At 51.7% G+C, this 11,056-nt stretch carries 11 protein-coding genes, 2 tRNA genes and 1 rRNA gene; 5 read left to right on the top strand and 9 right to left on the bottom strand.

What is annotated here, in order from left to right:
• Nucleotides 1-33: 33 nt before the first annotated feature.
• From C7M51_RS19770 to C7M51_RS19760, 3 genes are all read right to left on the bottom strand, one after another.
• Nucleotides 34-109: transfer RNA gene (locus C7M51_RS19770), tRNA-Ala, on the bottom strand.
• 110 nt (nucleotides 110-219) lie between these two features.
• A tRNA-Ile gene (locus C7M51_RS19765) sits at nucleotides 220-296 on the bottom strand.
• Between the two features lie 71 nt (nucleotides 297-367).
• Nucleotides 368-1,910, bottom strand: a 16S ribosomal RNA gene (locus tag C7M51_RS19760).
• 466 nt (nucleotides 1,911-2,376) lie between these two features.
• On the opposite strand from C7M51_RS19760, the gene C7M51_RS19755 reads away from it, so the two are divergent.
• Nucleotides 2,377-2,931: a gamma carbonic anhydrase family protein gene (locus C7M51_RS19755; RefSeq protein WP_160623206.1), complete on the top strand. Its 555-nt coding sequence runs from the start codon at nucleotides 2,377-2,379 to the stop codon at nucleotides 2,929-2,931.
• Here C7M51_RS19755 and C7M51_RS19750 read toward each other — a convergent pair.
• From C7M51_RS19750 to dprA, 6 genes are read right to left on the bottom strand one after another with little or no spacing between them, the layout of a single operon-like run.
• A complete protein-coding gene (locus tag C7M51_RS19750) occupies nucleotides 2,907-3,158 on the bottom strand; it encodes a DUF1488 family protein (protein ID WP_160623205.1) in 252 nt (83 codons plus the stop codon). The two genes, C7M51_RS19755 and C7M51_RS19750, sit on opposite strands and share 25 nt — an antisense overlap.
• On the bottom strand, nucleotides 3,155-3,973 hold the full coding sequence (aroE, locus tag C7M51_RS19745) for a shikimate dehydrogenase (RefSeq protein WP_160623204.1): 819 nt from the start codon (nucleotides 3,971-3,973) through the stop codon (nucleotides 3,155-3,157). Before aroE ends, C7M51_RS19750 begins: the two co-directional genes overlap by 4 nt.
• A gap of 3 nt (nucleotides 3,974-3,976) precedes the next feature.
• On the bottom strand, nucleotides 3,977-4,549 hold the full coding sequence (gene tsaC / locus C7M51_RS19740; RefSeq protein ID WP_160623203.1) for an L-threonylcarbamoyladenylate synthase type 1 TsaC: 573 nt from the start codon (nucleotides 4,547-4,549) through the stop codon (nucleotides 3,977-3,979).
• Entirely contained in the window at nucleotides 4,542-5,096 is a 555-nt protein-coding gene (locus C7M51_RS19735; protein ID WP_160623202.1) for a DNA topoisomerase family protein, read from the bottom strand. The genes tsaC and C7M51_RS19735 overlap by 8 nt, the downstream gene beginning before the upstream one ends.
• Before the next feature lie 24 nt (nucleotides 5,097-5,120).
• Nucleotides 5,121-5,594 (bottom strand): DUF494 family protein Smg, encoded by a 474-nt coding sequence (gene smg, locus C7M51_RS19730; protein ID WP_160623201.1) that lies wholly within the window; start codon nucleotides 5,592-5,594, stop codon nucleotides 5,121-5,123.
• Nucleotides 5,566-6,690 carry a DNA-protecting protein DprA gene (gene dprA / locus C7M51_RS19725; protein WP_160623200.1) on the bottom strand — a complete coding sequence of 375 codons (1,125 nt, stop codon included), beginning with the start codon at nucleotides 6,688-6,690 and terminating at the stop codon, nucleotides 5,566-5,568. Before dprA ends, smg begins: the two co-directional genes overlap by 29 nt.
• Before the next feature lie 125 nt (nucleotides 6,691-6,815).
• Between dprA and def the strand changes: the two genes are divergently transcribed.
• Genes def through trkA form a run of 4 tightly spaced genes read left to right on the top strand, consistent with a single transcriptional unit; the run spans nucleotide 6,816 to nucleotide 11,046 of the window.
• The gene (def, locus tag C7M51_RS19720; protein WP_160623199.1) at nucleotides 6,816-7,328 is read left to right on the top strand and encodes a peptide deformylase; all 513 of its coding nucleotides are present in this window, start codon (nucleotides 6,816-6,818) and stop codon (nucleotides 7,326-7,328) included.
• A gap of 15 nt (nucleotides 7,329-7,343) precedes the next feature.
• On the top strand, nucleotides 7,344-8,291 hold the full coding sequence (gene fmt / locus C7M51_RS19715; protein WP_160623198.1) for a methionyl-tRNA formyltransferase: 948 nt from the start codon (nucleotides 7,344-7,346) through the stop codon (nucleotides 8,289-8,291).
• A 48-nt stretch (nucleotides 8,292-8,339) separates the two neighbouring features.
• Entirely contained in the window at nucleotides 8,340-9,629 is a 1,290-nt protein-coding gene (gene rsmB / locus C7M51_RS19710) for a 16S rRNA (cytosine(967)-C(5))-methyltransferase RsmB (protein WP_160623197.1), read from the top strand.
• A 40-nt stretch (nucleotides 9,630-9,669) separates the two neighbouring features.
• Nucleotides 9,670-11,046, top strand: coding sequence for a Trk system potassium transporter TrkA (trkA, locus tag C7M51_RS19705; RefSeq protein WP_160623196.1), 1,377 nt, complete (start codon nucleotides 9,670-9,672; stop codon nucleotides 11,044-11,046).
• Nucleotides 11,047-11,056 lie beyond the last annotated feature (10 nt).

The raw sequence follows: 11,056 nt of genomic DNA, 5'->3' as shown, positions 1-11,056 counted from the left end.
GTATTCTGAAGTGGTCATCAACCTGGGCGTTGATGGTGGAGCTAAGCGGGATCGAACCGCTGACCTCCTGCGTGCAAAGCAGGCGCTCTCCCAGCTGAGCTATAGCCCCAGATATTTCGGTAAAACCCGCACACCGTAATTCTTTCTCAGGCAAGGCATACGTTCGGGAAGTTTACTTCGGTAAACGACCGGACGTATAACGCAGCATGAGGAAGAATTTGGTAGGCCTGAGTGGACTTGAACCACCGACCTCACCCTTATCAGGGGTGCGCTCTAACCACCTGAGCTACAAGCCTGCCGGGGTTTTACTGCTCATTATTTCTATCAGACAATCTGTGTGAGCACTTCACCGAATGGTATCCGCTGGTAAGGAGGTGATCCAACCGCAGGTTCCCCTACGGTTACCTTGTTACGACTTCACCCCAGTCATGAATCACAAAGTGGTAAGCGCCCTCCCGAAGGTTAAGCTACCTACTTCTTTTGCAACCCACTCCCATGGTGTGACGGGCGGTGTGTACAAGGCCCGGGAACGTATTCACCGTGGCATTCTGATCCACGATTACTAGCGATTCCGACTTCACGGAGTCGAGTTGCAGACTCCGATCCGGACTACGACGCACTTTGTGAGGTCCGCTTGCTCTCGCGAGGTCGCTTCTCTTTGTATGCGCCATTGTAGCACGTGTGTAGCCCTGGTCGTAAGGGCCATGATGACTTGACGTCATCCCCACCTTCCTCCGGTTTATCACCGGCAGTCTCCTTTGAGTTCCCGCCATCACGCGCTGGCAACAAAGGATAAGGGTTGCGCTCGTTGCGGGACTTAACCCAACATTTCACAACACGAGCTGACGACAGCCATGCAGCACCTGTCTCACGGCTCCCGAAGGCACAACCGCATCTCTGCAGTCTTCCGTGGATGTCAAGACCAGGTAAGGTTCTTCGCGTTGCATCGAATTAAACCACATGCTCCACCGCTTGTGCGGGCCCCCGTCAATTCATTTGAGTTTTAACCTTGCGGCCGTACTCCCCAGGCGGTCGACTTAACGCGTTAGCTCCGGAAGCCACGAGTCAAGCTCACAGCCTCCAAGTCGACATCGTTTACGGCGTGGACTACCAGGGTATCTAATCCTGTTTGCTCCCCACGCTTTCGCACCTGAGCGTCAGTCTTCGTCCAGGGGGCCGCCTTCGCCACCGGTATTCCTCCAGATCTCTACGCATTTCACCGCTACACCTGGAATTCTACCCCCCTCTACGAGACTCAAGCCTGCCAGTTTCGGATGCAGTTCCCGGGTTGAGCCCGGGGATTTCACATCCGACTTGACAGACCGCCTGCGTGCGCTTTACGCCCAGTAATTCCGATTAACGCTTGCACCCTCCGTATTACCGCGGCTGCTGGCACGGAGTTAGCCGGTGCTTCTTCTGCGGGTAACGTCAATGACGAGCCGTATTAAGGCTCATCCCTTCCTCCCCGCTGAAAGTACTTTACAACCCGAAGGCCTTCTTCATACACGCGGCATGGCTGCATCAGGCTTGCGCCCATTGTGCAATATTCCCCACTGCTGCCTCCCGTAGGAGTCTGGACCGTGTCTCAGTTCCAGTGTGGCTGGTCATCCTCTCAGACCAGCTAGGGATCGTCGCCTTGGTGAGCCGTTACCCCACCAACAAGCTAATCCCATCTGGGCACATCCGATGGCGTGAGGCCCGAAGGTCCCCCACTTTGGTCCGCAGACGTTATGCGGTATTAGCCACCGTTTCCAGTGGTTATCCCCCTCCATCGGGCAGTTTCCCAGACATTACTCACCCGTCCGCCACTCGTCGGCAAAGAAGCAAGCTTCTTCCCGCTACCGTTCGACTTGCATGTGTTAGGCCTGCCGCCAGCGTTCAATCTGAGCCATGATCAAACTCTTCAATTAAAGTCTGATGCTCAGAGAAAAACGTCGTAATGAATTACGTGTTCACTCAGAGACTTTGATACTGCAATTAGTTTGCGATATCCGTTCCGTGAGTGCCCACACAGATTGTCTGATAAATTGTTAAAGAGCAGTGCAACAGGGCGCTTCGCCGTGCTGCGAGGTGGCGTATATTACGCTTTCCTCTTTCAGAGTCAACCCCTTTTTCAGGAAGTTTTTCTCCGGCGATTCAGAACCGCTGAACCGCTCAACACCGCGTGGCGTAAGCCGTTGTGCCGTGTCGATGGAGGCGCATTATAGGGATCCGAATTCGTAGCACAAGACTTTTTTCGATCTTTTTTTGCGGTTGCTTTCTTTTCGCACTTTTCGCTGCGTTCTTATGCGATCGGCTTAAAATTCCCGCACAATATCAAGGTACGCTCAGATTATTATCCGCTACGCTGCCCGCAACCTGTTAAGGAGAAAAAGCATGTCCTCAGTTTTACGCCCGTTTAAGGAAACTTTTCCACGCCTCGGCGATCGTGTCATGGTGGATACCGCCAGCGTCGTCATTGGCGACGTCACGCTGAATGATGACGTCAGCATCTGGCCATTGGTTGCGATACGTGGAGACGTGAATAAAGTCGTGATTGGCAAACGCAGTAATATTCAGGACGGCAGTGTTCTGCACGTCACCCACAAATCCGCCAGCCAGCCAGAGGGTTTCCCCTTAATCATTGGTGAAGAGGTCACCGTTGGTCATAAGGCGATGTTACACGGCTGTACTATTGGTAACCGCGTGCTGGTTGGAATGGGCTCGATAGTACTGGATGGCGCTATTGTAGAAGATGAGGTCATGATTGGTGCCGGCAGCCTTGTTCCCCCGGGAAAACGTCTTGAGAAAGGTTATCTCTATTTAGGTAGCCCGGTAAAACAAATTCGCCCGCTGAATGAGAAAGAGATCGAAGGCCTACGTTACTCAGCGAACAATTATGTCCGCTGGAAAGATGACTATCTGGCTCAGGAAAGCCAAATCCAACCCTGACTATCTTCCTGTTGGTCTTCAATCAAAGCTTGCGCCTGATCTTCCAGATCCCAACGGTGTTGCTGAAATATCGCCAGTGGTTCGTTATTGCCACCGAACCGCTGGAGTAAAACACTTCCTGAAATAGCACAGGTTAACTGGAAGCCATTCACCATAGCGGGAAAACAAACTGCTTGCCGCTGTTCATCCCAGCTTTCACGATCGGGAAACTGTATTGCCTGATTCATGCTGACAGCTCAGCCTGCAAACGATTAATTACTGGTTCAATTTCTGGCATAACCTGATGCCAGAGCAGAAAGGCATGCGCCGCCTGCCCCACCAGCATACCTAACCCATCAGCCATTGCCGTCGCGCCAGCCTGCTGACACCAGCGTAAAAAAGGCGTAGCGCCCTTCTGATAAAACATGTCATAACAGCGCGTATCCGTCTGGATTAGCGTCGCAGGCAACTGCGGAATATCGCCGTTCACCCCGCTGGAGGTGGCATTGATAATCAAATCAAAATGCCTGCTGGACAATTCAGTTGGCGCCAACGCATCAATTTCACCGGTATGGGCAAAAATAGCGGCCAGTTCACTGGCTCGCGCCGGTGTACGGTTAGTTAGCGTCAGCGTGCAGCCAAAAGAGAGTAAAGGCAGAATTACGCCCCGTGCCGCGCCACCAGCACCAATCAGCAACACGTTATCTCCGGGTTTTATCAGCGCCAGCCTTTGTAGATCGCTGAGTAGACCAATGCCATCGGTATTATCTCCAAGCAGGCGGCCATCTGCGCGCTGATGCAACGTATTAACGGCTCCCGCCAGCGCTGCCCGTTCGGTAAGCTCATCGGCCAGTTCATACGCCTGTTGTTTAAACGGCAACGTAATATTCGCGCCACGTCCTCCCTGTTGCAGGAAGTGTTGAACCGTTTGGCTAAAACTATCGAGCGGAGAAAGCAAACTGCCATAGCGATGTTCAATCCCCGTCTGCTGCGCAAAACAGCGATGAATTAGCGGCGACTTGCTATGTGAAATCGGATTGCCGATGACAACAAAATTATCCATTCCCTATCCCTGACGAATAATGTCGCCGCTGATAATATCGCGAATTTCTGAAGGATTAAGGCGCCCGCCGGTCTCACCATGTAACACCGGAAAATGTTTACCAAATTGCTGCAGCACCTCTTCCACATTACGGCAGGGCGGCTGGCCGCTCAGGTTAGCGCTGGTAGAAACCAGCGGCTTGCCAAATGCGCGACAAAGCGCCTGCACTGCCGGATGAGCGCTAACGCGTACTGCCAGCGTATCAAAACGCCCTGTCAGCCAGCGCGGCGTTTGCGGAAGTGCTGGCAGAACCCAGGTTACCGGCCCCGGCCAGGTTGCAAACATCTTTTCACGCTGCACAACCGACAGTTCACGGTCTGAAACGTAAGGTTCGAGCTGCTGATAGTCCGCAGCGATGAGAATTAATCCTTTTTCTACTGGACGTTGTTTAAACGCCAGTAATTCCATAACCGACTTTTCATTATCCGGATCGCAGCCCAGGCCGAATACCGCTTCTGTGGGATAGGCAATTACCGCCTGTTGTTGAAGCTGTTGTACGCACCAGTCGAGAGTTCCGGGAAGAAGTTGTTTATTCACTGCTGTTTCCTGCACTAACGGGTTTACCGCAGGCTTTACTGGCGCAAAAGCGCTTCAGACCCTGAGCGGTTTTTTTCTCAATTAATAAGGGGAAGTGACAGAAAGCACAAGATCCTTCTTTTGGCGTAAAATTTACCGCAAACTGACAATCAGGATAGCGATCGCAGGCGTGGAAAGTTTTACCAAAGCGCGAACGGCGCTGTACAAGATGACCTTGCTGACACTGCGGACAGGCAATACTGGTTTCATCCGGACGATCGATCGTTTCGGTATGTTCGCATTCAGGATACTGGCTGCAGCCGATAAACATGCCATAGCGGCCCTGCCGTAATACCAGATCGGCCTGACACAACGGACAATGCTGCCCCTCCAGAACCTTAACAATATGCCCATCCGCCTGATTTTTTAGCGGGCGAACATAGTCGCAATCTGGATAATGCGAACATCCAAGAAAAGGCCCATGCTTTCCGGAGCGAATAACGAGCTCTGCCCCACAAACGGGGCAGGGTTCATATTTTCGCACTGTGAAAAGTGCTGGTTTACTCATTATGTTGTGCCACTGAGATAGAACTCAGTGCATCATTCCTTCATTAGCGTCAAAAAGCAGTTCTTCCATTTGCTGATAGGCATTTTCGCATCCTGGGATGTTAAACAGCACCATCAACACCACCCATTTTAGATCTTCCAGATCGAACTCAAGCGTATCCAGAGCCATTATCCGTTCGATAACCATTTCGCGCGTTTCCAGATTGAGCACCTGAATCTGCTCAAGAAACAGAATGAAACCGCGACAGCTGGCATCAAGACGCTGACATTCCTGATCGGTATAGATACGCATCGAGAGCGGATCGGTGGTCAGCAGTATCGGCGCAACAAGGCCTTCCTGATAATCTGCTAGTTTTTCCAGCCAGTTCAACGCATTATAAATATCATCACGATGAAAGCCAGCATCGGCCAGATCGTCCGTCAGTTTATCCTGATCAACGCGCATCTCTGCTTCGCTGTGAATATAAGTTTCAAACAAGTACATTAGTACGTCGAACATGGCCTGCCCTCCTTAATCGGACATAGCCGCCGGGTACAGCTGCGATCCATCCTGCTAACTCCAGCTCAAGCAGTTTAGCTATGATGGCTGGCACAGGTTGGCCGGCACGTTCAGCGACGACGTCAACAGGTGTAACCTCATCTCCTACGTTAGCCAACACCTCGGCAAATGGCAATGGACCATCAGCATTGTCTGAAGAATTAATTCTATTCTGTGCAGGAAGCGGTAACCAATGAAGCGAACTGTTCAGCTGTTCAATGATGTTATTCGGATGCGCTACCAGAAAAGCACCCTGTTGAATGAGCCAGTGACTACCTTCGCTGGCCTGGCTGCCTAACGGCCCCGGTAACGCATAAATCTCACGATTCTGCTCTAATGCATAGCGTGCGGTCACCAGCGAACCGCTTTTAAGCGTCGCCTCAACCACCAGCACACCACGACTAAGCCCGCTAATAATACGATTACGGCGCGGGAAATTGTGAGCATAAGGCAACGTGCAAAGAGGAAACTCGGAAACCAACGCACCGCCTGCGGCAATAATTTCTTCCGCTAAGCCCTTATGAGTAGTGGGATAAATCTGCTCCAGCCCGCTTCCCAGTACGGCAATGGTTTTGCCATTGACGGCAAGCGCCGCCCGATGCGCCACTGCATCAATGCCTCGCGCTAAACCGCTGGTAATAGTCAATCCACTTAACGCAAGGCCTTGAGTAAAGTAATCCCCCCATTGCCTGCCATAATGTGACGCATTACGGCTACCGACAATTGCCAGCTGCGGTGACGCCAGCAATAGCGGATCGCCGCGTACCAAAATAGCAGCCGGATAACGCGTAATATCCTTTAGCTGTGGTGGATAACGCGCATCATCGGCGGTAAGCAAATGATGTCCCTGGCGCTCGAGCCAACGCTGCGTATGTTCGATATGTTTTTCAGGCACTGATTCAAAAGCCTGCGCCTGCTCACAATTAAGGCCAGCAGCCAGATAAAGACCGGCGTCACCACATTCGTTTTCAATTAATACCGTTGCCGCCCGCAGCATTTTTTCGCCGCATATTCCTTTTACACTCATCAGGCGTAGCCATACTTCTGCGGATGTCATTTAGCTTTCTCTCCTGGCGTGCATCAGCCCGTCTCTCCCTTGCCGCAATGCTGTCAATCAAGGTGTGAAATGTCTACAATAAGAGGTAACGATGGTTTCTTCTCTGAATACAGATCTGGAAAGTTATGTCAGTCTTGCATGTATTACATTATCCCGACGAGCGTCTTCGCATCGTCGCGCAGCCGGTAGCAGAAGTGAATGCAGAAATTCAGCGTATCGTCGATGATATGTTCGAAACAATGTACGCCGAAGAAGGGATTGGCCTGGCCGCTACGCAAGTAGATATCCACCAGCGCATTATCGTTATCGACGTATCGGAAAACCGAGATGAACGTCTGGTGCTGATTAACCCTGAACTGCTGGAAAAAAGTGGCGAAACAGGAATTGAAGAAGGCTGCCTCTCCATTCCTGAGCAGCGGGCGCTGGTGCCGCGTTCTGCGCGCGTTAAAATCCGGGCGCTGGATCGCGAGGGTAAATCGTTCGAGCTGGAAACGGATGGGTTATTGGCTATCTGCATCCAACATGAAATGGATCATTTGGTCGGTAAATTATTTGTCGATTATTTATCTCCGCTCAAACGCCAGCGCATTCGTCAAAAACTGGAAAAATTAGCTCGCCTTAATGCGCGTGCTTCCTGATAGTTAAGGAATAACGTGTCTGAATCGCTAAAAATTATATTTGCTGGTACGCCTGATTTTGCAGCACGTCACCTCGACGCGCTGTTGACGTCTGACCACCAGGTTGTTGGGGTTTTTACCCAGCCCGATCGCCCTGCCGGGCGCGGTAATAAATTAACACCCAGCCCGGTAAAACAGCTGGCGTTACAGCATGGACTATCGGTATTCCAGCCTAAATCGCTGCGTCCGGCCGACAGCCAGCAGCTGGTTGCTGAATTACAGGCTGATATTATGGTTGTTGTCGCCTATGGACTGATTCTGCCGCAGGCGGTACTGGATATGCCCCGTCTGGGCTGTATCAACGTGCACGGCTCCCTGCTTCCGCGCTGGCGCGGCGCGGCACCAATCCAACGCTCGCTGTGGGCTGGCGATAGTGAGACTGGCGTTACCATCATGCAGATGGATGCGGGACTGGATACCGGAGCTATGCTGTTGAAACTGGCATGCCCGATTTTAGCCGGGGATACCAGCGCAACGCTTTATGACAAGCTGGCAACCCTGGGCCCACAGGGGCTTCTGGAAACACTGACGCAGTTAAACGAAGGTAGCATCAAACCTCAGGCACAGGATGATGCGCTCGCGACTTATGCTGAAAAGCTAAGTAAAGAAGAGGCCCGGCTTGACTGGACGTTATCAGCCGCTCAGCTGGAACGCTGTATCCGTGCCTTTAATCCCTGGCCCGTTAGCTACTTCATGATTGAAGAGCAGCCGGTTAAAGTCTGGCAGGCTAACGTGCTGCCAGCACAGGACCAGCATCAGCCCGGTGAAATCATCGCAGCGGATAAAAATGGTATTCAGGTTGCTACTGCAGAAGGTTTGCTAAACATTCAGACCCTACAGCCTGCGGGTAAAAAGGCTATGTCAGCCCAGGATATTTTGAATTCGCGCCGCGAGTGGTTTACACCCGGCACCCGCCTCGCCTGATCTAAAGCCCGGTCTGTTAGCCGGGCTTGATTTATTGATGATTCAACTATGAAAAAAACGATCAACCTCCGCAGCCTGGCGGCACAAACGCTTGAGCGCGTGGTGGAACAAGGTCAGTCTTTAAGCAACCTGTTGCCCACCGCACAGAAAAATCTTTCTGATAAAGATAGTGCTCTGCTACAGGAACTCTGCTTTGGCGTGCTGCGTACTTTACCGCTGCTGGAGGCGGCTGTTCAGCAACTGATGTCACGTCCTCTGACTGGCAAGCAGCGCTCGCTGCACTTTCTGATTATGGTCGGCCTTTATCAGCTTCTGTATACACGCATTCCACCCCATGCTGCACTGGCGGAAACGGTCGAGGGTGCCGCCGTACTGAAACGTCCTCAGCTAAAAGGGTTGATTAACGGCGTTTTACGTCAGTTTCAGCGCCAGCAAGAAACGTTGATGCCGCAGCTTGAACAGGGAGCACCGCGTTCTCTTCACCCGGCATGGCTGTTAAAACGCTTGCAGCAGGCATGGCCAGAACAGTGGCAGCAAATCATCGAGGCAAATAATCAGCGCCCACCGATGTGGTTGCGCGTAAACCGCCGTCATCATAGTCGCGAAGCATGGCTGACCCTGTTACAAGCCAGCGGTAACAATGCAACACCGCATGCCAGTTATCCTGATGCTCTCATGCTGGAACAACCTACATCGGTAGCCCAGCTGCCGGGCTTCGAGCACGGTTGGGTGACTGTACAGGATGCTTCAGCTCAGGGCTGTGTCACTTTTCTCGATCCGCACAATGGCGAGACAATTCTCGATTTGTGTGCCGCACCAGGCGGTAAAACAACGCATATTCTGGAAGCCGCTCCTGAAGCTCGCGTAATGGCAGTAGATGTGGATGCACAACGTTTGAAGCGTGTGCATGAAAATTTAAAACGCCTGGGTATGCAGGCGGAAGTTAAACAGGGCGACGGACGTTTTCCTGAACAGTGGTGTGGCAATATACAGTTCGATCGTATTTTGCTGGATGCCCCCTGCTCCGCCACGGGCGTTATTCGTCGCCATCCTGACATTAAATGGCTAAGGCGCGATCGTGATGTCGCAGAACTTGCGGCATTACAGCGTGAAATTCTGGATGCTATCTGGCCCTACCTGAAAACTGGCGGTACCCTGTTGTATGCCACCTGCTCAGTTTTACCTGAGGAGAATCACTTACAGATTGAGCAGTTTCTTGCCCGCCATGCAGATGCAGAAGAGATACCGTTGGATAACAGCCCTCATGCCGGGTTACAAAACTACCCGCATCCACAGGGTGGCGATGGATTCTTTTACGCTAAGCTAATAAAAAAATAACGTAGCGCACGCTGCGGCAATTCATAAAGTTGAAACAACGATGAAGATAATCATTCTCGGAGCAGGTCAGGTAGGCGGTACGCTGGCTGAAAACCTGGTGGGCGAAAATAACGATATCACCGTAGTGGATACGGATGCGCTGCGCCTGCGTCAGTTACAGGATAAATTCGATTTACGTGTAGTACAGGGGCACGGTTCTCATCCACGGATTCTGCGGGAAGCAGGTGCGCAGGATGCCGATATGTTGGTTGCCGTTACCAGCTCAGATGAAACCAATATGATTGCCTGTCAGATCGCTTATACCCTCTTCAATACGCCTAATCGCATTGCCCGTATCCGTGCTGCCGATTACATCCGCGATGCAGACAAACTCTTTATCCCTGAAGCGGTACCCATCGATCACCTGATAGCTCCGGAGCAGCTGGTCATTGATAATATTTATCGTCTGATTGAATACCCCGGAGCGCTGCAGGTGGTCAACTTTGCTGAAGGTAAAGTCAGTCTGGCAGTGGTCAAAGCTTATTACGGTGGCCCATTGATCGGTAACGCGCTCTCTATAATGCGTGAGCATATGCCACATATAGATACTCGCGTTGCTGCTATTTTTCGCCAGGATCGTCCCATTCGTCCACAGGGATCAACAATTGTCGAAGCGGGCGATGAAGTCTTCTTTATTGCGGCCAGCCAGCATATCCGCGCGGTAATGAGTGAAATGCAGCGGCTGGAGAAACCTTATAAACGCATCATGTTAGTTGGCGGCGGGAATATCGGTTATGGCCTGGCACAGCGGCTGGAAAAAAATTACAGCGTAAAACTGATTGAACGTAATCAGCAACGTGCCGCAGAACTGGCAGAACGGCTACAGGACACCATTGTTTTTTATGGCGATGCTTCGGATCAGGAATTGCTGGCTGAAGAGCATATCGATCAGGTTGATCTTTTTATTGCCGTCACCAACGATGATGAAGCGAATATCATGTCCGCGATGCTCGCTAAAAAAATGGGTGCCAAAAAAGTGATGGTGTTGATCCAGCGGCGCGCCTATGTCGATCTGGTTCAGGGCAGCGTGATCGATATTGCGATCTCTCCACAACAGGCCACGATCTCTGCATTACTGGGCCACGTGCGTAAGGCAGATATTGTCAGCGTTTCTTCGCTAAGGCGCGGTGTCGCTGAAGCCATCGAAGCAATTGCCCACGGTGATGAAACAACCTCTCGTGTTGTCGGGCGTCTGATTGAAGATATTAAGCTACCACCGGGGACTATCATTGGTGCCGTGGTACGAGGCGATGATGTCATGATCGCCAATGACAATCTGCGTATCGAGCAGGGCGACCACGTGATTATGTTTTTGACCGACAAAAAATTTGTATCGGATGTAGAACGACTCTTCCAGCCCAGCCCCTTCTTCTTATAGCCTATACGGA

Source organism: Mixta intestinalis (genome assembly GCF_009914055.1).
GTDB lineage: Bacteria > Pseudomonadota > Gammaproteobacteria > Enterobacterales > Enterobacteriaceae > Mixta > Mixta intestinalis.
This window is presented reverse-complemented; position numbering and strand designations above follow the sequence as displayed.

Excerpts from the sequence above, each read along its gene's own strand:
- C7M51_RS19755 (WP_160623206.1), top strand. The coding sequence starts at position 2,377 with ATGTCCTCAGTTTTACGCCCGTTTAAGGAAACTTTTCCACGCCTCGGC.
- C7M51_RS19750 (WP_160623205.1), bottom strand. The coding sequence starts at position 3,158 with ATGAATCAGGCAATACAGTTTCCCGATCGTGAAAGCTGGGATGAACAG.
- aroE (WP_160623204.1), bottom strand. The coding sequence starts at position 3,973 with ATGGATAATTTTGTTGTCATCGGCAATCCGATTTCACATAGCAAGTCG.
- C7M51_RS19735 (WP_160623202.1), bottom strand. The coding sequence starts at position 5,096 with ATGAGTAAACCAGCACTTTTCACAGTGCGAAAATATGAACCCTGCCCC.
- smg (WP_160623201.1), bottom strand. The coding sequence starts at position 5,594 with ATGTTCGACGTACTAATGTACTTGTTTGAAACTTATATTCACAGCGAA.
- dprA (WP_160623200.1), bottom strand. The coding sequence starts at position 6,690 with ATGACATCCGCAGAAGTATGGCTACGCCTGATGAGTGTAAAAGGAATA.
- def (WP_160623199.1), top strand. The coding sequence starts at position 6,816 with ATGTCAGTCTTGCATGTATTACATTATCCCGACGAGCGTCTTCGCATC.
- rsmB (WP_160623197.1), top strand. The coding sequence starts at position 8,340 with ATGAAAAAAACGATCAACCTCCGCAGCCTGGCGGCACAAACGCTTGAG.
- trkA (WP_160623196.1), top strand. The coding sequence starts at position 9,670 with ATGAAGATAATCATTCTCGGAGCAGGTCAGGTAGGCGGTACGCTGGCT.